The sequence below is a fragment of the Streptomyces sp. NPDC024017 genome (assembly GCF_040638895.1).
GTDB lineage: Bacteria > Actinomycetota > Actinomycetes > Streptomycetales > Streptomycetaceae > Streptomyces.
In genome coordinates this window covers 193,452-212,161 of record NZ_JBEZYZ010000002.1, presented here as the reverse complement: position 1 = coordinate 212,161, position 18,710 = coordinate 193,452, and the positions used below count along the sequence as shown (strand labels likewise).

Here is an 18,710-nt window from a genome sequence, read left to right as displayed (position 1 = left end):
CCGAATGTGCTCGACGAGGGGATGCCGGGCCAGGTGGACTGGGCCCATGACGACATCTCAGGGAGAACTGCTTCCCGGTACACGTCGCGCCCTGCTGCACCGCATCGCCGTCGCACAGGCCGAAGGGCGGGCCCCGTCGCTCGTCGCGGCCGTGGTGCGGGACGGGACAACGGTGTGGACCGGCGCACGGACCTCAGTGGAAGGGCACGCGCCGGACGAGAACGTGCAGTACCGGATCGGCTCGATCACCAAGACCTTCACGGCGGTCCTCGTGCTGCGGCTGCGCGACGAGGGCGCACTGGATCTCGGGGATCCGCTCGAGAAGCATCTGCCGGGCACCGGCGTGGGGGAGGCGACCGTCGCCGAACTTCTCGCGCACACAGGCGGGCTGGCGGCCGAGACGCCGGGGCCGTGGTGGGAGCGGAGCCCTGGCTCCCTGCGGCCCGAACTCGACGACGTACTCGGCGAGCGGCCCCTGCTGACCCCGCCAGGCCGCCGGTTCCACTACTCGAACCCGGGATACGCACTGCTCGGCGCGCTCATCGAGAAGCTCCGAGGGGCTTCCTGGGAGGACGTCCTTCGGCGTGAAGTGCTCGAACCCCTGGGGCTGCATCGCACGAGCGTGCGGCCGCAGGCGCCCCATGCGGGTGGCTGGGCCGTGCATCCCTGGGCCGATGTGATGCTTCCCGAGCCCACCGAGGATCTGGGGCGCATGGCTCCGGCCGGTCAACTCTGGTCGACGACCGGTGACTTGGCGCGGTTCGCGGTTTTCCTGGTCAACGGCGACGAGCGGGTGCTGAGTGCCGACTCGCTGCTGGAGATGAGGACACCGGCCGCGCCCCACGAGGCGGCGGACGTGGCGAGCGGCTACGCCTACTGCCTGGGCATGGAGATCCGGCGACGGAACGGACGGTCGCTGGTCGGCCATACCGGTTCGCTGCCAGGCTTCCTCGCGTGCCTCATGATCAGCGTCGACGACGACGTCGCAGCGGTCGCCCTGGCCAACTCCACGTCCGGGCCGCTGCTCTTCGCTGTCGCCGCCGACCTGGTCCGTATCGTCGCCGAGGCGGAGCCGCGCATCCCCGCACCGTGGAAGCCGCTGGGTAATGTCGACCGGTCGCTGCTGGAGCTGACGGGGCAGTGGTACTGGGGGACGCACGCCTTCGCTCTGCGGCTGACGGCCGACGGGCTTGTCTCACTGGGACCGTTGACCGGCGGTGGCCGTAGCTCACGGTTCCGCCCGAACGGCGACGGCACCTGGACGGGGCTGGAGGGCTACTACGCCGGCGAGCTCCTGAAGGCCGTACGGCGGGCGGACGGGTCCGTGAGCCATCTGGACCTCGGCTCGTTCGTGTTCACGCGTCAGCCGTACGACGAGGGGGCTCCTGTGCCCGGTGGTGTCGACCCCGAGGGATGGCGTGGCGTCGGTTAGGCGGTGACGTGCGTGGGCGCTCTGTTTCACGTGAAACAGAGCGCCCACGCACATGGGTCACAGCTGGAGCTTGAAGCCCGTGTGGGATGCCGTGAATCCGAGTCGCTCGTAGAAGCGGTGGGCGTCGGTGCGCGTCTTGTCGGAGGTCAGCTGGACCAAGTGGCACTCCTGGTCCCGGGATTCGTCGACCGCCCACTCGATGAGCTGTGTTCCCAGACCGCTGCCGCGCTCGTCCGCGTGGATGCGCACTCCCTCGATGATCGACCTGGTCGCACCGCGTCGCGACAGTCCGGGAATGATCGTGAGCTGGAGTGTGCCGACGACCCGGCCCTCCCGGACCGCCACCACCAGACGCTGGTTCGGGTCGGCGCTGAGCCGCTCCAGCGCGGTCAGGTACGGGGCGAGGTCGTCCGGTGACTCGCGCTGTGCGCCCAGCGGATCGTCCGCGAGCATGGCCACGATCGCCGGGACGTCGTCGGCAACGGCGGCACGTATCTCAAGATCTCCCATGGACGCACCATACGCAGAGCCGCCGCCCGGTACGGAGATCCGCACGCGGTGATGCCCGGTGCGGAGGTGCTCTAGGCGGGCACCGGAGCCTTCAGCGTCTCCACGACCCGGACCAGCGGAGCCAGCTCGGGGTTCTTCGCCGCTTCGTCGAGGGCTTCGCGCAGGGCGGCGTCATTGGTCGGCCGCGCCGCCTCCAGCAGCTCGAGACCTGTCTTGGTGACGTTCGTGTAGATGCCGCGGCGGTCGGTGGGGCACAGGTAGCGCTCCAGGAGGCCGCGGTCTTCCAGCCGGGTGACCAGGCGCGTGGTGGCGCTCTGGCTGAGGACGACCGCGTCGGCGACCTGCTTCATCTGCAGATGACCTCCGTCGCCGTCGTGCTGCCGGCTGAGTACGTCCAGCAGGGAGTACTCGCGCGCGCTGAGGTCGTGCCCGGCCTGCAGGGCGCGCTCGATGTGGGCCTCGATCCTCCCGTGGAGCAGGGAGAGGGCGCACCAGCTCTGGGCGAGAGCGGTGAGCGCGGGGTCCGTCGCTGTCATTGGCGTTTCCTCCGTCCCGGAGCGGCTGACACCCAGGATAGAGCAGAGCCGCAATTGACGGCGGTTGCATATAGCCCGCGTCTGCAATTATTGTGGGCGCACGCTAAGCGCTCCTGCAATCGTCTGGGAAGGTAACCCCTCCATGCCTCTCGCGCTTCTGGCCCTCGCGATCGGGGCCTTCGGGATCGGAACGACGGAATTCGTGATCATGGGCTTGCTGCCCGAGGTCGCGGGCGACTACGGGGTTTCCATCCCCACCGCCGGATACCTGGTGACCGGCTACGCGCTCGGCGTCATGTTCGGCGCCCCGCTGATGACCGTGCTCGGCACCAAGATCTCCCGCAAGCGGATGCTGATGCTGCTGATGGGCCTGTTCATCGTGGGCAATCTGCTCTCGGCGCTCGCCCCGGCCTTCTCCGTGATGCTGATCGGCCGGATCGTCGCCTCGCTGGCCCACGGCGCCTTCTTCGGCATCGGCTCGGTCGTCGCGGCCGACCTCGTCGCCCCGGACAAGAAGGCCGGAGCCATCGCGATGATGTTCACCGGTCTGACCGTCGCCAATGTCGTCGGTGTGCCGCTGGGCACGCTCGTCGGGCAGTCCGTCGGCTGGCGGGTGACCTTCGGCATCGTCGCGGCCCTCGGTGTCATCGGCCTGGTCGGCATCGCCCGGCTCGTCCCCGACATGCCCAAGGCGGAGGGCGTGCGCCTGCGGCACGAACTGGCCGCCTTCAAGAACGTGCAGGTACTGCTCGCGATGGCCATGACCGTCCTCGGCTTCGGCGGTGTCTTCGCGGCCATCACCTACATCGCGCCGATGATGACCCACGTCGCAGGCTTCGCCGACGGCTCCGTCACCTGGCTGCTGGTCCTCTTCGGCCTCGGCATGGTCGGCGGCAACCTCGTCGGTGGCAAGTTCGCCGACCGTGCTCTGATGCCCATGCTGTACGTCTCTCTGGGCGCCCTGGCCGTCGTGCTGGCACTGTTCACCCTCACCGCCCACGACAAACTGCTGTCGGCGATCACCATCGCGCTGATCGGTGCCCTGGGCTTCGCCACCGTGCCGCCGCTCCAGAAGCGGGTCCTCGACCAGGCGCACGGCGCCCCGACTCTGGCCTCCGCCGTGAACATCGGCGCCTTCAACCTCGGCAACGCGCTGTCCGCCTGGCTCGGCGGCCTCGTGATCGCGGCGGGCCTCGGCTACACCGCGCCCAACTGGGTCGGTGCCGCCCTGGCCGCCGGAGCCTTGGTCCTGGCCTTCCTCTCGGCCGCCCTGGAACGCCGTGCCGGCGGCCCCAGCACCGTCGTCACGGGGTCCGCGCCGGCCGAGCAGCGGGCCGCTGTCCACCACTGAGCAACCGGACCACTCCGACCACCACTCCACGCCTCAGCACCACCGGCAAGTCCTCCAGGAGATCCCCTCATGAGCACCATCACCGCTGTCGCCCCGCTGACCACCCAGGACGCCGACGCCCTCGTCGCCGCAGCCCACCGGGCCGCTGAGGCCGCAGGCGTCACCGTCAGCGTCACCGTCCTGGACGCGGGCGGCCACCTGCTCGCCTTCCGGCGGGACGACCGCGCCGTGTTGATCTCCGGTGAGACCAGCACCCGCAAGGCCTACACGGCCCTCCAGATGAACGCTCCCACCGCAGACCTGGTCGACGCGGTGCAGCCCGGAGGCCTCTTCCACACGCTGCCCACCGCGCTCGACAGGCCGCTGCTGTTCATCGCCGGCGGAGTGCCGGTGCACCGCGACGGCCGCCTGATCGGCGCGATCGGCGTCGGCGGCGGGGCCCCGGAGCAGGACCACGGCTTCGCCACGGTCGCCGTGGAGGCCCTCGCCTGACCTGACCCCTTCAGCGCGACGACGCCGGTTCCCTGATCCATGGGGAGCCGGCGTCGTCGTATCGACGCTCTTCAGCCCGCCGCGACCGTGACCGGCGCGAACCGCCGACTCCAGTCACCGGGCAGATCCGTGATCCCGTACGTCATCACCGAGTTGAAGGCGACGGATTCCAGACCGCGTTCCTTCGCCCATGCGAGGAGTTCCTCGTGGCGTACGTCGATGTCGGTGCGCAGGGGACGGTCGGTGTGGGCGGCGAGGGAGGCGATGAGCGCCTGGGCCACCGATGTGTCGCGTGCGATGAGCGGGCCGACGACGTGGGTGTCCATGTTGGGCCAGGCGGCCGCGTAGCCGATGAGCCGTCCGCCCTCCTCGGCCACGCGCAACTGGTCGGCGAAGGCAGGGAGTCGCGTGACGATGTGCGTGCGGTCGGTCCCGAACACCTGCTCGTCGAGGCGGAGGATCGAGGTGAGGTCCTCGGCGGTCGCGGCGCGGGTGGCGACCCTCGGCTCCGGCCCGCCCGGAGTGAAGCGCCCGAGAACCATCTCGGCCCGCCCGGTGACCTTGAAGCCGAGTTCCTCGTACAGGGGGCGGCCGTAGGGCGTCGCATGCAGGGTGAGAGGCGTCGTGCCCATCGCCGAGATGACATGGCGCATCAGCCGACGTCCCACGCCCTGCCGAGCGTGCCGTTCGGCGACCAGGACCATGCCGATCGCGGCGAGGGCGGGGTCCTGCGGTCCGTACTCGGTGACGACACAAGCGCCCACCAGGCCGCCGTCGGGGTCGTCGATGCCGTAGCCCTTCCCGGCTGTGAGGAGGAAGCCCCACTTGTGCTCCTCCCGTGGCCACCCCCGGTCCTCGGACAAGTCGGCGCAGGCGGCTTGATCGCGGAGCGTCAGACGACGGATGGGCAAGGAGGCAAGGGAAGGAGTCGGCACGCAGGTCAGGCTGTCCGACAAGAGCCCCTGACGTCCACCTCTTTCGGCAGAGACATGCGAGCTTTTGGCCAGTTGTCGCCGCCTGCACAGGGCGCGGACCGGTGCTGGATGTTTCACGTGAAACACGTAAGAACACCGGGTGCCCGATCGAGGCCTAGAACGTGGCTTTCTTGCCCAATAGTTGACGGACTTGAGGGTTCGCGTCCTGCCCGCATTCGTGACGAGGGAAGGGGGGACTTGTGTGCACGGCGGCGGCCGGTAGGGTCGACTCCGGTTCGCATCCGGGGTGGGACGACCCGTCCCGTGTGCCGAGCGCAGGGCAATGCAGCCTAACGGGACGGAGAGATCGAAGACCCGCGTTTCCGGTTATGCGACGGAGGCGTCCAGGGGAGTGGGAAGCTCGATGAGAGTTACTGCGGTCAATGTCACACTCTCGCCTTACTTGTCCGTACGGAGCCGGAACACGGGTTGAATGTGGCCGCATTGGCCGCGACAAGGATGGGAACGCAGACCGTCCACGGGGGAAAGCAGGCACCTTCCGACCGAGGAAGTGCGCAGACCGACCGAAAGATGCTCGAGGCGAGGCACACCATGGACGCTCCGACCACCACGTCGGCCGACAACGGCACTTCTGGCGGCGGGGGCGGCTGGTTCACACCCCGCAAGAACCCGACGCCGGCCCCGGACGGCGACTCCAGGACGCCGGACGGCGACTCCAGGACGGCAGAAGGCCGTCGACCGGCCGCGATACGCCCGGTGGGCAGGCCCGCCGCCCCGGAAGCACCGGCAGACCACACATCCGCGCCGCCCACCGCCACACCCGGCAGTGCGAGCAACGGTGGGCCGGACCAAGGGAATGACTCCCCGGACGCGATACCCGCGCCCGCCCCTCCGGCCGCACAGCCCGCTCCGTCCCCCACCGCGGTTTCAAGCCTCGCCACCGCCTCGTCGCCGGGTCCCGTACCGACGGCGCTCACCCCGGCACCCTTCGCCTCCACCGTGGCTCCGCCCCCGGCTGCCGCCGAGCAGCGTGCTCCCGCACGGCGGCACGCACCGGTGTCGCCCTCAGGAGCAGCCGCCACTGCTCCGGCCGAATCGGGGTCTCCGGACGCCCTCCTCATCCGCCGCGCCATGGCCGAGGTCGCCCCGGTCTCCGACAAGGTCACGTCGTACTTCTACGCCCTGCTCTTCGTCCGCTACCCCGACCTGCGGTCGCTGTTCCCGGCCGCGATGGACACCCAGCGGGACCGGCTGCTCAGGGCGCTGCTCACGGCCGCCGAGCACATCGACAACAGGGACGTCCTCGTCGACTACCTGCAGAACCTCGGCCGGGGTCACCGGAAGTACGGGACGCGGGCCGAGCACTACCCGGCCGTCGGCGAGTGCCTCATCGGCGCGCTGAGCAAGTACGCCGCGGGGGTCTGGAGCGCGGAGATGGAGGCGGCCTGGATCCGGGCCTACACCACGATCTCCCAGGTCATGATCGACGCTGCGGCCGCGGACGAACTGCGCGCCCCGGCCTGGTGGTACGCCGAGATCGTCACGCACGATCTGAGAACCCCGGACGTCGCGGTCGTCACCGTCCGCCCCGACCAGCCGTACCCCTTCCTCGCCGGGCAGTACACGAGCCTGGAAACGCCCTGGTGGCCCCGGATCTGGCGGCACTACTCCTTCGCCTCGGCGCCCCGCTCCGACGGTCTGCTGTCGTTCCACGTGAAGGCCGTCCCGGCGGGCTGGGTCTCCAACGCCCTGGTGCACCGCGCCCGCCCCGGCGACATCATCCGGCTCGGCCCGCCGGCGGGTTCCATGACCGTGGACCACACAACCGACAGCGGTCTGCTCTGCCTGGGCGGCGGTACGGGCATAGCGCCCATCAAGGCCCTGGTCGAGGACGTCGCCGAGCACGGGGATCGCCGGTCGGTCGAGGTCTTCTACGGTGCCCGCACCGACCATGACCTGTACGACATCGACACCATGCTCCGTCTCCAGCAGACCCACCCGTGGCTCTCGGTCCGGGCGATCATCGACCAGCAGGCGCACCAGCAGCTGCCGGACGCGATACGCGCGTACGGGCCGTGGAACGAGTTCGACGCCTACCTCTCGGGGCCGCCCGGAATGATCCGCAGCGGTGTGGACGCCCTGAGGGACAGCGGCATTCCGTCGGACCGCATACGGCACGACTCCGTCGAGGAACTGGTCGCGGCCGGAGACTGATCAGGTGTCTCAGCCCAGATCGGGCGCGTGCATGGCGAGGACGCCCTCGATGTTGCCGTCCAGGTAGTGCCGCAGCGACAGCGGCACGAGGTGGACGGAGGCGATTCCGACCCGGGTGAACGGCACGCGCACGATCTCGTACTCGCCGATCGGCTCGTCCACCTCGGGACCGTGCCGGAGCGAGGGGTCCATGGACTCCAGGCGGCAGACGAAGAAGTGCTGCACCTTCACGCCCGTCGCGCCACCGTCCTCCCCGATGTGCTCCATGGTGTCCACGAAGCAGGGCACCACATCGGTGATCTTCGCGCCGAGCTCCTCGTACACCTCGCGGTGCAGGGCGTCGACGACGGTCGAGTCGCTGGGCTCGACTCCGCCGCCGGGGGTGAGCCAGTAGGGATCCACACCCGGCTTGGTGCGCTTGATCAAGATCAGGTCGGCACCGTCCAGCAGAACGGCGCGGGCGGTGCGCTTGACCACGGGTCGGACGGTCATGTGTGAAATGTGGCCCGGCTGGTTCCACGTGAAACATCGCGAAACGTCACCGGCCGCGCTCTCAGAGTGAGGCGCTGTCCCGAGCGCCCCGTCCCCACGCCAGGGCGCTCCCGGAATTCACGTCATTGCAGGCCCCGTCATGCGCGACGGTACGCCCGGTGACGAGGACCTCCACACGACCCGGTGGGCCTCAGCACCAGTCGGCCGAGGCCTGCTGCAACCACTCGTGAGCCCGCGCGATATGGGGCATCGCGAGCGTCCCGGTGCGGACCACCAGGAAATAGGTGCGCAGCGGCGGCACCGCCGGCTCGTGCAGGGCTACGACGTCGCCCCGCTCCAGCGCCGCAGCGCACAGATAGCGGGGCACGACGGCCAGGCCGGCGCCCGCGATCGCGCAGGCCAGGACCGCACGCAGGTCGGGGACGATCACGGTGCCCGGGGCGGCCGGGTGCGAGTCGAAGACGGAGGCCCAGTAGCGGGAGACGAAGGGCAGCGACTCGTGCACCTCCACCACGGGCACCTTCTCCAGGGCCGGTTCCGGCCTGCGGTCCGACTGCCCGGTACCGAGCTGCTCGGCCCAGCGCGGGGCGGCGACCAGGACGTGCTCCTCGTCGCAGAGCGCAGTCGCCGTGAGCAGCGCGCCACGCGGCTGGGCCGTGCTGATGGCCAGATCATGATGCCCGGCGGAAAGCCCTTCCAGCGTCTCCTCGGCGGTCCCGAACGAGACGCGCAAGGCGAAGCCCTGCCCGTCCTCGCCGGTCAGTTCCGTGAGGGCGGGCAGGGCTCGTTCGGCGGTGAACTCCGGAGGACCTGCGAGGTGCAGCGTCCGTAAGGAGGAGTCGTCGTCGAGGCCCGTCTCGGTGATCTCCACCAAGGCGTCGAGATGGGGCGCGGCCTTGTGGGCGAGTTCGTCGCCGATGCTCGTCGGGGTCACACCGCGGGCCTGTCTCAGGAACAGGGGGCGGCCCAGCTGCCGTTCCAGCGTCCGTATCTGCGAGGTGACAGCAGGCTGGGAGAGACCGAGCAGGGCTGCGGCGCGGGTGAAGGAGCCGGCCCGGTGCACGGTCACGAAGGTCCGCAGCAAGGCCAGATCCACCGCACACACTCCCCTCGTCGGCCCCCGCTGCCCCCGGCCGTGCCCAACTATAAATAAGTCGATAGGTCTCTGTCGCTACTGTGATTGGACACTGACAGAGAGTCAACTAGCCTTGGTCGCGCGGTTCTTGCGCGCGGAACCGGGGGACGGTCCGAGCCACGAGGGGGGAGGCTCGGACCGTCCGTGGGGGATGCTCAGGCCGACGCGTCCAGCGCACGCAGCACATCCGCCACCAAATCCTCGGGATCCTCGGCACCGACCGACAGCCGGATGAAGCCCTCCGGCACCGCGTCCCCGCCCCAGCGTCCACGCCGTTCGGCCGTGGACCGCACTCCGCCGAAACTCGTCGCGTCGTCCACGAGCCGCAGTGCGTCGAGAAAACGCTCGGCACGCGCGCGGGTGGGCAGCGTGAACGACACCACGCACCCGAAGCGCCGCATCTGCCGCGCGGCGATCTCGTGCGATGGGTCGTCGGGGAGTCCCGGGTAGCGCAGCCCCGTCACCTCGGGCCGTTCGCGCAGCGCCTCGGCGACCGCCAGGGCCGTCGCGCTCTGCCGGTCGACCCGCATCTGGAGCGTCGCGATCGAACGGTGCGCGAGCCAGGCCTCCATGGGCCCGGGAATCGCACCCACGATCTTGCGCCAGCGGCGTACGGCGGCCATGGCCTCGGCGTCCCGGCCGACGACGTAGCCCAGGAGGACATCACCGTGGCCGGTGAGCTGCTTGGTGCCGCTGGCCACCGCGAAGTCGGCGCCGAGCTCCAGCGGACGCTGGCCGAGAGGTGTCGCAAGGGTGTTGTCGACGGCCACCAGGGCGCCACGCGCGTGTGCCGCATCGGCGAGCCGCCTGATGTCGCACACGTCGAGCCCGGGGTTCGACGGGGTCTCGATCCACAGCAGCCTCGCGCCGTCGAGGACGTCGAGCTGGGCGTCGCCGCCCGTCGGCGCGGTGCGCACCTCGATGCCGTACGCCTCCAGCTGGGCGCGGACCAGCGGCAGCGCCTGGTAGCCGTCGTCGGGCAGGACGCACGCGTCGCCGGTGCGCAGCTGGGAGAAGAGCACCGCCGAGATCGCGGCCATGCCCGAGGCGAAGACGAGCGTCTCGGCACCGCCCCGGCCGGGCGCCTCCAGTTCACCGACGGCGCGTTCCAGCAGCGTCCAGGTCGGGTTCTCGTCGCGGCCGTAGGTGTAGGGGCCGGTGGGGTCGCCCGGCAGGTGGAAGTGGGCGGCGAACACGGGGCCGGGCAGGGTGGGCTCGTGCTTGACCGGCTCGGGCAGCCCGGCCCGCACCGCGCGCGTGCCGTCACCGGCGCCTGCGGCCGCCGGGCCCGTGTGGCCCGTCACCTCGTCTGCGGCACTCGTCACCTGATCCACGGCGTCCGTCACGTCGTCCACGGCACCCGCAGCCTGGCCCGCCGCACCCGTCACCCGGCTCGCGGCATCCTTCACCTGGTCCGCGTCGGCCGTCGCCCGGGCCGAGTCGCCCGTCGCTCCGCCCGCGTCACCCGTCGCGGAATCGCTCATGCCGCCCGTCCCTCCACGTCCTCGCGCACTGCGGCGAGCAGACCGGCGCTCGCCGCCTCCACCATCTCAAGGCACTCCTCGAAGCCGTCCACGCCCCCGTAGTAGGGGTCCGGTACGTCGAGGTCGTCGCCGGCGGCGGGGTCGTACGAGCGAAGCAGCCGTACCTTTTCCGCGTCCTGTTCCGTGGGCGCGAGGCGGCGCAGGGCCCCGAGGTGGCCGGAGTCCAGGGCGATCACCAGGTCGAGGCGGGAGAACCAGGACGACTGGAACTGCCGGGCCGTGTGGCCGCCGGCGTAGCCGTTGTCCTCCAGGACGGCCACTGTGCGCGGGTCGGCGCCGTCTCCCTCGTGCCAGCCCCCCGTGCCGGCGCTGTCGACTTCCACCACCCCGTCCAGGCCGGCCTCCGCCACCCGCGCGCGGAAGACGATCTCGGCCATCGGGGAACGGCAGATGTTGCCCGTGCAGACGAAGCAGACCCGGTACGTCATGTCTGCTCAGTCCCCGTCGGGCAGGACGACGTGCAGCGCCCAGGAGACGACCGAGATGATCAGGCCGCCCAGGACGGCCGTCCAGAAGCCCTCCACGTGGAAGCTCAGGTCGAGCTTGTCCGCCAGCCACGAGGTGAGCAGCAGCATCAGCGCGTTGACGACCAGCGTGAACAGGCCGAGCGTCAATATCAGCAGCGGCAGGCTGAGGAGCTTGACAAGCGGCTTGACCAGGAAGTTCACCAGGCCGAAGAGCAGCGCCACGATGATCAGGGTGCCGACTTCCTTGACCGTGCTGTCACCGGTCAGGGTGATCTTGTCGAGCAGCCATACGGCGACCGCCAGGGCGCCCGCGTTGGCGATCGTCTTGACTACGAAATTCATCATGTGTCTGATCGTGGCAGACCTGATCGGACGCGGGCACAAGAGGCAGGGGCGGACAAGGCGATGAAGGCATTCCGGCTGGACGAACTGGAGGCGGAGCGCGCCGCCAACGAGGGTGCCTACCTGCAGTTTCTGCGGGAGCAGAACATGTCGGTCGGTTTGTACGCCCTCGACGCGGGCGAGCAGGATCCACAGAAACCGCACAATCAGGACGAGGTCTACTTCATTGTGAGCGGCCGTGCCGCGATCACCGTCGGCCTGGAGACGACCCAGGTGGCGCGCGGCAGCGTGATCTACGTGCCGGCGGGCGTCGCGCACAAGTTCCACCACATCACCGAGGACCTGAGGGTGCTGGTGGTGTTCTCTCCGCCCGAGAGGTGACGGGCCGCCTCAGGGTTCCCTAGGGGATCGGTCAGGGGAGGACAAGGGATGCGAGGTCCCCGTTCGACCCCCTGCCGGACCTAGCATCGAGTGCAGGACATCAGAGATCCAGACGGACCGACAGGACCCGGCACTCGAACGGGCGGAGAGGTAAGGACGAGGGCGATGCGAGAGATCTTCACGGGACTGCCGTGGTGGGTGAAGTGGATCGCGGTGCCGGTCATCGCCCTGGTCGTGTTCGGCGGGCTGATCGCCAGTGTGGTGGGTTTCGTCATCGGACTGCTCTTCAAGGTGCTGGTCTTCGTGGCACTGGTCGGCGGACTGATCTACGTCGTACGGAAGTTCACGTCGAGTTCCTCGTCGCGCAGCGACTGGTGAGACCGGTGGGAAACCGGTGGGGGTAGCGGGCAACGCTCGGAATCACCGGTTCCCTCGGGCGGGGGAAGTTTCCCGGCGGGGCCGTCTGCGGGCGGTGGCAGGCGAATAGAGTCCGGAACTCGACGCGGGGACTTCCCCGCGAGCGGCATTCACCCCCACCCGTGTTCCTCCGCACGGTCTGCCCCCCTCGCGCTTCGGGAGAGCCCCTTGTCCCCGGTTGACACCGTCCCCGTCCAGCTCCACACCGTCCCCGCGCAACCCCGCTCGGCGACGCCCTCCGGGCCACCGCCCCCCTCCGCGCCCCCGCCTCCGCCGACCCTCATCGGATCCGTGCAGCGCGCGATGCGCCTGCTGGAGACCGTCGCCGCGCACGAGTACGGCGCCCCGGCCAAACAACTGGCCCGTGAGACCGGGCTGGCGCTGCCCACGACGTACCACCTGCTGCGCACACTCGTGCACGAGGGCTATCTGCGCCGGGACAAGGGCCTGTTCTTCCTCGGTGAGGCTGCCGAGCGGCTGAGCAGCAGCGGGGCGCGGCAGAAACGTCGCAGCACGGTCGTCGACGCGCTCGCGCACTGGCGGGACGTCCTGGGCGTCCCCGTGTACTACGCGGTGTACCGCGAGGGCGAGATCGAGGTCATGTGCGTCTCCGACACCCCCGGCAACCCGGCGGTCGAGGAGTGGGCCGACTTCCGGGAGACCGGGCACGCGCACGCCATCGGGCAGTGCCTGCTGTCCCAGCTGGACGAGGACGCCCGCCGTGACCACCTCGACCGCTACCCGGTGCAGCCCCTCACGCCGTACACGGTGCGCGACAACCACAGCCTGCTGAGGCGTCTGGAGCGGATCCGGCGGATGGAACCGGTGATCGAGCGTCAGGAGTACGCCCTGGGCGCGGTCTGCGCCGCGATTCCGCTCACCCTCGGCACCACGGCCGCGACGATGGCCATCTCCCTGCCCGCACACCAGGCCGACCGATTGCTGCCTGCGGCCCGCCAGTTGCAGGCCGAGATGGGGCGCCTGCTCGCCTCGCTCGGGCTCTCTATCAGTATGTGAAAACTCACTCCTTGTGATCTGCTGTGTACGTTCAGCAAGATTCCACCAAGTGTCAGAGGTTCGTTCCCGGCCAGTCACGGCGAATGACGGGGTTGTCGATGCGCGAGTCCGTGCAAGCAGAGGTCATGATGAGCTTTCTCGTGTCCGAGGAGCTCTCCTTCCGCATTCCGGTGGAGCTGCGCTATGAGTCCAGTGATCCCTATGCCGTCCGGCTGACGTTCCACTTGCCCGGTGATGCCCCGGTGACGTGGGCTTTCGGGCGGGAGTTGCTGATCGACGGGGTCGGCCGGCCGTGCGGGGAGGGCGATGTGCGGGTCACGCCCGTCGATCCCGACGCGCTGGGCGAGGTGTTGATCCGGCTTCAGGTGGGCAGCGACCAGGCGTTGTTCCGGTCGTCGACGGCACCGCTCGTCGCTTTCCTGGACCGTACGGACAAGTTGGTGCCGCTGGGCCAGGAAGGCTCGCTCGCCGACTTCGACGCGCACCTCGACGAGGCTCTGGACCGCATCCTCGCCGAGCAGGGCGCTGGTTGAGGCATGGGCCCGGCGGCACGGTGGAGTAACGCTTCACCGGGTGCCGCCGAGCTGCGCAGGAACGCTTCTTCCTGCGATCTTCGTATGACCGGGCGATCTTCTTGCATCGGAGGCGGCCGAGGCCGAGTCGAGGCCGAGGCCGAGGTCGAGTCGCTGGAGGCCGACGCGCCGGCGGCCGGGGTGCCTGAGGCTTTCGGAGGCCTCTGTGGCGCCGGGGCGTCAGCGCTTGCGGCGCCGGCCCCTCCCCCCGCGCGCCGGGACCGCGGAGGCCTCCACAGCGGGCTCCGTGCCGGGACGGTCGGCCGAGACCATCAGCGCCGCCAGGGCCGTGGTGACCGGCACCGAGGCGACCAGGCCGATCGAACCGACCAGCGTGCGCACGATCTCCTCCGCGACCAGCTCGCTGTTGGCGACCGTCCCCACACTGCTCTGCGCGATCGAGAACAACAGCAGCAGCGGCAGCGCGGCACCCGCGTAGGCGAGGACGAGCGTGTTGACGACCGAGGCGATGTGGTCGCGGCCGATCCGGATGCCCGCGCGGTAGAGCCCGCGCCAGCCCATCGACGGGTTGGCCTCGTGCAGCTCCCAGACCGCCGAGGTCTGCGTGACCGTCACGTCGTCGAGTACGCCCAGCGAGCCGATGATGATGCCGGCCAGCAGCAGACCGCTCATGTCGATCGTCGGATAGAGGCCGTGGATCAGCCCGGTGTTGTCGTCGGTGTTGCCACTGAGCGCGGCCCAGTCGATGAACACCGAGCCGAGGATGCCGATCAGCAACAGCGAGATGAGGGTGCCGAGCACCGCCACGGAGGTCCGGGCGGACAGGCCGTGACACATGTACAAGGCGATGAGCATTATGGCGCTCGCGCCCACCACCGCCACGACCAGCGGGTTCGAGCCCTGCAGGATCGCGGGCAGGATGAAGAAGTTCAGCACCATGAAGCTGATGGCCAGCGCGACCAATGCCATGACACCCCGCATCCGCCCGACGACCACGACGGCGAGCGCGAAGATGCCGGCGAGCAGGCTCAGGGGCAGGCGGCGGTTGATGTCGGTGACCGAGTACTGCAGGTCCTTCGGTGCCGAGGGCTCATAGGCGACCACGACCTTCTGACCCTCGTGCAGCTGGCGGGACTGGTCGGGCTGGACGATCTCGGTGAACGTACGGCCCTTGTCGTCGCCGCTGTCGACCCGGATCGTCGCCCGCTTGCAGGTGCCCTTCTCCTGCTGCACCGCGGAGGAGCCCTCGGCGGTGGAGGTGTCTCCGGTCGGCGGAACGCCCGAAGCGCCGGCCTCCTTGCAGCTCACCTCGACCACCTTGGTGACCGTGGCGTCCTGCGTCTGCCGGTCGAAGCCGACGCCGGTGCGCTCGTGCGGCGGGGCGCCGCCCGGCCACAGCACGGCGAGGCCGACCAGTACCGCCGCGGCGAACGGGATCAGGATCGCCGCGATGATCTTGCGCAGGTGCAGGGAGACGGGTGTGGCCGGGCCGTGGTTGTGAGAGTGCCCGTGGCCGCCACCCGGGGCGGAACCGGAGCCGTGCCCGTCACCTCCGTCGTGACCGTGGCCGTTCCCTCCGCCTCCACCGGACCCTGAACCGTGCCCGCCGCCACCGGGGCCGTGGCCGGGTCCCTGACCAGTGGGCGGGCCACCGTGGCCACCGGGAGAACCGGCACCCCGGCCCTCACCGGAGCCCGGCCCATATTCACCACCGGGACCAGAACCGGAACCGGGACCGGAACCAGGGCCGGGGCCGAAGCCCGCGTCACGGCCGTACCCGAACTCAGGACCCTGCCCCCTGGCCGGCTCATGCCCGGTCCCGGCGGCGAAATCATGGCCGTCACCACGGCCGTTGCCGCTTCCGGCGCCGGATCCTCGGGGCGGCTCGGGCGGTGGGTAGGGGGGACGCTGCGTCGTGGTCACCGCCCGATCATCGCAAGAACGAGGGGGGCCCTCTGTTCACCGCGCCAGAATTGCCGCTAGCGTGGAGCCACCTTTTGTACACGCGGGAGCTCGGAGCACCGGGCTGAGAGGGCGCTGACCTCCGTCCCAGCGATGTTTCACATGAAACATCGCCGGAGTCGAGTGATGTTTCACACGAAACGTCGCCGGACGGAAGCCGCTGCGTCGACCGCCGAACCTGTTACCGGGTAATGCCGGCGTAGGGAGTAGGTCTCATGACCAGCAAGGACGCACGCACGCCTGCCTCCGTTCAGGACGAGAAGTCCGAGGAGGCCGGGAAGTCCATCGGCTGGCACAAGGCGTACGTCGAGGGCAGCCGCCCCGACCTGCGCGTGCCGGTCCGTCAGGTGCATCTCACCAACGGCCAGTCGGTCACGCTGTACGACACGTCGGGCCCGTACACCGATCCACTCGTCGACACCGACGTGCGCAGGGGACTGTCGCCGCTGCGCGAGAACTGGATCATCGCCCGCGGCGACACCGAGGAGTACGCGGGCCGCCCCGTCCGTCCCGAGGACGACGGCATCAAGCACACCTCGCCCCGTGGCGGCCTCCGCAACCTGGACGCGGTCTTCCCCGGCCGCCCGCGCCAGCCGCGCCGCGGCAGGGACGGACAGGCGGTCACCCAACTCGCGTACGCCCGCCGCGGCGAGATCACGCCCGAGATGGAGTACGTCGCCATCAGGGAGAACGTGTCGCCCGAGGTCGTGCGGGACGAGATCGCCGCGGGCCGGGCCGTGCTGCCGGCCAACGTCAACCACCCGGAGATCGAGCCGATGATCATCGGCAAGCGGTTCCTGGTGAAGGTCAACGCCAACATCGGCAACTCGGCCGTGACGTCCTCCATCGAGGAGGAGGTCGAGAAGATGACCTGGGCGACCCGATGGGGCGCCGACACGGTCATGGACCTGTCCACCGGCCGCAACATCCACACCACGCGCGAGTGGGTGCTGCGCAACTCCCCCGTTCCCATCGGCACCGTGCCGCTCTACCAGGCCCTGGAGAAGGTCGACGGCCGGGCCGAGGAGCTGACCTGGGAGATCTACAAGGACACGGTCATCGAACAGGCCGAGCAGGGTGTGGACTACATGACGGTCCACGCGGGCGTGCGCTTGGCGTACGTGCCGCTGACGGCGAACCGCAAGACCGGCATCGTCTCCCGCGGCGGCTCGATCATGGCCGCCTGGTGCCTCGCGCACCACAAGGAGTCGTTCCTGTACGAGAACTTCGAGGAGCTCTGCGAGATCCTCGCCGCGTACGACGTCACGTACTCGCTCGGGGACGGCCTCAGGCCCGGATCGATCGCGGACGCCAACGACGAGGCGCAGTTCGCGGAGCTGCGCACGCTCGGGGAACTCAACCGGATCGCGAAGCGTTTCAATGTTCAGACCATGATCGAGGGCCCGGGCCACGTCCCGATGCACAAGATCAAGGAGAACATCGACCTTCAGCAGGAGATCTGCGAGGAAGCTCCGTTCTATACGCTCGGCCCGCTGACCACGGACGTCGCACCGGCGTACGACCACATCACCTCCGGCATCGGTGCCGCGATGATCGCCTGGTGGGGCACGGCGATGCTGTGTTACGTCACGCCCAAGGAGCACCTGGGCCTGCCGAACCGTGACGACGTCAAGACCGGCGTCATCACCTACAAGATCGCCGCCCACGCAGCCGACCTCGCCAAGGGACACCCGGGTGCGCAGGAGTGGGACGACGCGCTGTCCGACGCCCGTTTCGAGTTCCGGTGGGAGGACCAGTTCAACCTGGCCCTCGACCCGGACACGGCACGGGAGTTCCACGACGAGACCCTGCCCGCGGAGCCGGCCAAGACGGCTCACTTCTGCTCGATGTGCGGTCCCAAGTTCTGCAGCATGAAGATCTCGCAGGACATCCGCCGCGAACACGGCGGCACACGGACCGAGGTCGAGGAGGGCATGGCCCTGAAGTCGAAGGAGTTCGCGGCGAGCGGGAACCGCGTGTACCTGCCCATCGCGGACTGACCCGGCCGCGCACAGGCCCGGGGGCCGATGGTCCCCCGGCCTGTGGGAGGTGCCTGCTCGGACGGGCTCCGACGGCTACTCCGGCTGGTGCTCCGGTCCTCCGAAGTCCGGGCTGGTGTAGTCCGGGCTGCTGAAGCTGGGGCGCGAGCCGCGGTCGCCGTCGTCCGGGCTGGTGAACCCCGGGCGGCCGTAGCCGAGGTGCGGCATGCGGCTGACCGGCGTGGACGAGGGCGTGTCATGCAGCGCGGCGGCCGCGCCGGGGTCGACGAGGGCCTCCCGCAGGAAGGGCAGGATGCCGCGTTCCAGCAGGGCCTCGTGCCAGGCCTCCTTGGCCTGGGCCACCTCGCCCTGCAGTTCGCCGTACGGCCCGCCTTCGGCCGTGGGCTTGTTGCGCAGCGCGGTGAGCAGCAGCCCCACCGCGGCGACGAGGATCGCGACCGCGGTCACGGCGCCGAACACCCAGCCCGTGGTGAGCATGGTCCGGGCGAACCCCTGCTCGGGGTCGAGCATCTGCAGGATGTAGCCGACGAGCAGGAAGATCGCCGCGGCGGTTCCGGCCAGGACGGGTGCGAGGACGGCGACGACGGCGACGGCGCCCGCCCCGGCGGTTTCGGCGACCCCTCCCATGGTGGCGGCGAGCCCCGACGCGCCCGTGCCCGACTCGGAGGAACCGGACTCGCGCACGGCTGTGGAGCCGGCGGACGCCGGCTGACGCAGTTCGTCGCGGACCTTGACGTAGTGCTGGTACTCGGTCGACGCGGCCGCCGTGATGAGCGCGGTGGCGTTCAGCGCCATGGTGCGCAGCTGTTCGGGGTTGAGCCGCCGTCCTACAGCGGCCAGTTCCGGACGGTGTGGTGCGGAGCGCAGCGCCTCATCGAGGATCCGCTCGTATTCTTGGCGGTCCTCGCTCAGCAGGTGCTGCGGAACGCTGTTCATGTGCATCCCCCGAT

19 protein-coding genes and 1 riboswitch are annotated in these 18,710 nt (G+C 69.9%); of the genes, 9 read left to right on the top strand and 10 right to left on the bottom strand.

The window, feature by feature from the left end:
* Positions 1 to 46 precede the first annotated feature (46 nt).
* A complete protein-coding gene (locus AB0G20_RS05740) occupies positions 47 to 1,432 on the top strand; it encodes a serine hydrolase domain-containing protein (protein ID WP_361296320.1) in 1,386 nt (461 codons plus the stop codon).
* 57 nt (positions 1,433 to 1,489) lie between these two features.
* On the opposite strand, the gene AB0G20_RS05735 is transcribed toward AB0G20_RS05740, so the two are convergent.
* Both AB0G20_RS05735 and AB0G20_RS05730 read right to left on the bottom strand, forming a co-directional pair.
* Complete coding sequence (locus tag AB0G20_RS05735; protein WP_361296317.1) at positions 1,490 to 1,942, bottom strand: GNAT family N-acetyltransferase; 453 nt, start codon at positions 1,940 to 1,942, stop codon at positions 1,490 to 1,492.
* A 71-nt stretch (positions 1,943 to 2,013) separates the two neighbouring features.
* On the bottom strand, positions 2,014 to 2,478 hold the full coding sequence (locus tag AB0G20_RS05730; protein ID WP_361296314.1) for a MarR family transcriptional regulator: 465 nt from the start codon (positions 2,476 to 2,478) through the stop codon (positions 2,014 to 2,016).
* A 142-nt stretch (positions 2,479 to 2,620) separates the two neighbouring features.
* On the opposite strand from AB0G20_RS05730, the gene AB0G20_RS05725 reads away from it, so the two are divergent.
* Complete coding sequence (locus tag AB0G20_RS05725) at positions 2,621 to 3,829, top strand: MFS transporter (RefSeq protein ID WP_361296311.1); 1,209 nt, start codon at positions 2,621 to 2,623, stop codon at positions 3,827 to 3,829.
* A gap of 69 nt (positions 3,830 to 3,898) precedes the next feature.
* Positions 3,899 to 4,321 (top strand): heme-binding protein, encoded by a 423-nt coding sequence (locus AB0G20_RS05720; protein ID WP_361296308.1) that lies wholly within the window; start codon positions 3,899 to 3,901, stop codon positions 4,319 to 4,321.
* 71 nt (positions 4,322 to 4,392) lie between these two features.
* On the opposite strand, the gene AB0G20_RS05715 is transcribed toward AB0G20_RS05720, so the two are convergent.
* Positions 4,393 to 5,256, bottom strand: coding sequence for a GNAT family N-acetyltransferase (locus tag AB0G20_RS05715; protein ID WP_361296305.1), 864 nt, complete (start codon positions 5,254 to 5,256; stop codon positions 4,393 to 4,395).
* A gap of 591 nt (positions 5,257 to 5,847) precedes the next feature.
* Here AB0G20_RS05715 and AB0G20_RS05710 point away from each other — a divergent pair.
* A complete protein-coding gene (locus AB0G20_RS05710; RefSeq protein ID WP_361296302.1) occupies positions 5,848 to 7,470 on the top strand; it encodes a globin domain-containing protein in 1,623 nt (540 codons plus the stop codon).
* A gap of 9 nt (positions 7,471 to 7,479) precedes the next feature.
* On the opposite strand, the gene AB0G20_RS05705 is transcribed toward AB0G20_RS05710, so the two are convergent.
* The 5 genes from AB0G20_RS05705 to AB0G20_RS05685 all read right to left on the bottom strand — a co-directional run bounded on the left by AB0G20_RS05705 (position 7,480) and on the right by AB0G20_RS05685 (position 11,453).
* The gene (locus tag AB0G20_RS05705; protein ID WP_361296300.1) at positions 7,480 to 7,962 is read right to left on the bottom strand and encodes an NUDIX hydrolase; all 483 of its coding nucleotides are present in this window, start codon (positions 7,960 to 7,962) and stop codon (positions 7,480 to 7,482) included.
* A 190-nt stretch (positions 7,963 to 8,152) separates the two neighbouring features.
* Positions 8,153 to 9,058 (bottom strand): LysR family transcriptional regulator, encoded by a 906-nt coding sequence (locus AB0G20_RS05700; RefSeq protein WP_361296297.1) that lies wholly within the window; start codon positions 9,056 to 9,058, stop codon positions 8,153 to 8,155.
* A gap of 194 nt (positions 9,059 to 9,252) precedes the next feature.
* Complete coding sequence (locus tag AB0G20_RS05695; protein WP_361296294.1) at positions 9,253 to 10,581, bottom strand: cystathionine gamma-lyase; 1,329 nt, start codon at positions 10,579 to 10,581, stop codon at positions 9,253 to 9,255.
* On the bottom strand, positions 10,578 to 11,069 hold the full coding sequence (locus tag AB0G20_RS05690) for a low molecular weight protein-tyrosine-phosphatase (RefSeq protein WP_361296291.1): 492 nt from the start codon (positions 11,067 to 11,069) through the stop codon (positions 10,578 to 10,580). Before AB0G20_RS05690 ends, AB0G20_RS05695 begins: the two co-directional genes overlap by 4 nt.
* Positions 11,070 to 11,075: 6 nt before the next feature.
* Positions 11,076 to 11,453, bottom strand: coding sequence for a phage holin family protein (locus tag AB0G20_RS05685; RefSeq protein WP_361296288.1), 378 nt, complete (start codon positions 11,451 to 11,453; stop codon positions 11,076 to 11,078).
* Between the two features lie 60 nt (positions 11,454 to 11,513).
* Between AB0G20_RS05685 and AB0G20_RS05680 the strand changes: the two genes are divergently transcribed.
* The 4 genes from AB0G20_RS05680 (at position 11,514) to AB0G20_RS05665 (ending at position 13,798) form a co-directional block, all read left to right on the top strand.
* Positions 11,514 to 11,831: a cupin domain-containing protein gene (locus tag AB0G20_RS05680; protein WP_097217849.1), complete on the top strand. Its 318-nt coding sequence runs from the start codon at positions 11,514 to 11,516 to the stop codon at positions 11,829 to 11,831.
* Positions 11,832 to 11,996: 165 nt separating this feature from the next.
* Complete coding sequence (locus AB0G20_RS05675) at positions 11,997 to 12,209, top strand: DUF5326 family protein (protein WP_020271174.1); 213 nt, start codon at positions 11,997 to 11,999, stop codon at positions 12,207 to 12,209.
* Positions 12,210 to 12,530: 321 nt separating this feature from the next.
* Positions 12,531 to 13,265, top strand: coding sequence for an IclR family transcriptional regulator C-terminal domain-containing protein (locus AB0G20_RS05670; RefSeq protein WP_361297697.1), 735 nt, complete (start codon positions 12,531 to 12,533; stop codon positions 13,263 to 13,265).
* A 98-nt stretch (positions 13,266 to 13,363) separates the two neighbouring features.
* On the top strand, positions 13,364 to 13,798 hold the full coding sequence (locus AB0G20_RS05665; protein WP_030849994.1) for an SsgA family sporulation/cell division regulator: 435 nt from the start codon (positions 13,364 to 13,366) through the stop codon (positions 13,796 to 13,798).
* A gap of 219 nt (positions 13,799 to 14,017) precedes the next feature.
* Here AB0G20_RS05665 and AB0G20_RS05660 read toward each other — a convergent pair whose 3' ends face one another.
* Positions 14,018 to 15,721: a YibE/F family protein gene (locus AB0G20_RS05660; RefSeq protein WP_361296284.1), complete on the bottom strand. Its 1,704-nt coding sequence runs from the start codon at positions 15,719 to 15,721 to the stop codon at positions 14,018 to 14,020.
* A 72-nt stretch (positions 15,722 to 15,793) separates the two neighbouring features.
* A riboswitch (TPP riboswitch) is annotated at positions 15,794 to 15,983 on the top strand.
* On the opposite strand from AB0G20_RS05660, the gene thiC reads away from it, so the two are divergent.
* Positions 15,976 to 17,760 (top strand): phosphomethylpyrimidine synthase ThiC, encoded by a 1,785-nt coding sequence (gene thiC / locus AB0G20_RS05655; protein ID WP_361296281.1) that lies wholly within the window; start codon positions 15,976 to 15,978, stop codon positions 17,758 to 17,760. It overlaps the preceding riboswitch by 8 nt.
* Before the next feature lie 75 nt (positions 17,761 to 17,835).
* Here the strand turns inward: thiC and AB0G20_RS05650 are convergent, their stop codons facing one another.
* Positions 17,836 to 18,702 (bottom strand): hypothetical protein, encoded by an 867-nt coding sequence (locus AB0G20_RS05650; RefSeq protein WP_361296278.1) that lies wholly within the window; start codon positions 18,700 to 18,702, stop codon positions 17,836 to 17,838.
* Positions 18,703 to 18,710 lie beyond the last annotated feature (8 nt).

Excerpts from the sequence above, each read along its gene's own strand:
- AB0G20_RS05740 (WP_361296320.1), top strand. The coding sequence starts at position 47 with ATGACGACATCTCAGGGAGAACTGCTTCCCGGTACACGTCGCGCCCTG.
- AB0G20_RS05735 (WP_361296317.1), bottom strand. The coding sequence starts at position 1,942 with ATGGGAGATCTTGAGATACGTGCCGCCGTTGCCGACGACGTCCCGGCG.
- AB0G20_RS05730 (WP_361296314.1), bottom strand. The coding sequence starts at position 2,478 with ATGACAGCGACGGACCCCGCGCTCACCGCTCTCGCCCAGAGCTGGTGC.
- AB0G20_RS05725 (WP_361296311.1), top strand. The coding sequence starts at position 2,621 with ATGCCTCTCGCGCTTCTGGCCCTCGCGATCGGGGCCTTCGGGATCGGA.
- AB0G20_RS05720 (WP_361296308.1), top strand. The coding sequence starts at position 3,899 with ATGAGCACCATCACCGCTGTCGCCCCGCTGACCACCCAGGACGCCGAC.
- AB0G20_RS05710 (WP_361296302.1), top strand. The coding sequence starts at position 5,848 with ATGGACGCTCCGACCACCACGTCGGCCGACAACGGCACTTCTGGCGGC.
- AB0G20_RS05705 (WP_361296300.1), bottom strand. The coding sequence starts at position 7,962 with ATGACCGTCCGACCCGTGGTCAAGCGCACCGCCCGCGCCGTTCTGCTG.
- AB0G20_RS05695 (WP_361296294.1), bottom strand. The coding sequence starts at position 10,581 with ATGAGCGATTCCGCGACGGGTGACGCGGGCGGAGCGACGGGCGACTCG.
- AB0G20_RS05690 (WP_361296291.1), bottom strand. The coding sequence starts at position 11,069 with ATGACGTACCGGGTCTGCTTCGTCTGCACGGGCAACATCTGCCGTTCC.
- AB0G20_RS05685 (WP_361296288.1), bottom strand. The coding sequence starts at position 11,453 with ATGATGAATTTCGTAGTCAAGACGATCGCCAACGCGGGCGCCCTGGCG.
- AB0G20_RS05680 (WP_097217849.1), top strand. The coding sequence starts at position 11,514 with ATGAAGGCATTCCGGCTGGACGAACTGGAGGCGGAGCGCGCCGCCAAC.
- AB0G20_RS05675 (WP_020271174.1), top strand. The coding sequence starts at position 11,997 with ATGCGAGAGATCTTCACGGGACTGCCGTGGTGGGTGAAGTGGATCGCG.
- AB0G20_RS05665 (WP_030849994.1), top strand. The coding sequence starts at position 13,364 with ATGCGCGAGTCCGTGCAAGCAGAGGTCATGATGAGCTTTCTCGTGTCC.
- thiC (WP_361296281.1), top strand. The coding sequence starts at position 15,976 with ATGACCAGCAAGGACGCACGCACGCCTGCCTCCGTTCAGGACGAGAAG.
- AB0G20_RS05650 (WP_361296278.1), bottom strand. The coding sequence starts at position 18,702 with ATGCACATGAACAGCGTTCCGCAGCACCTGCTGAGCGAGGACCGCCAA.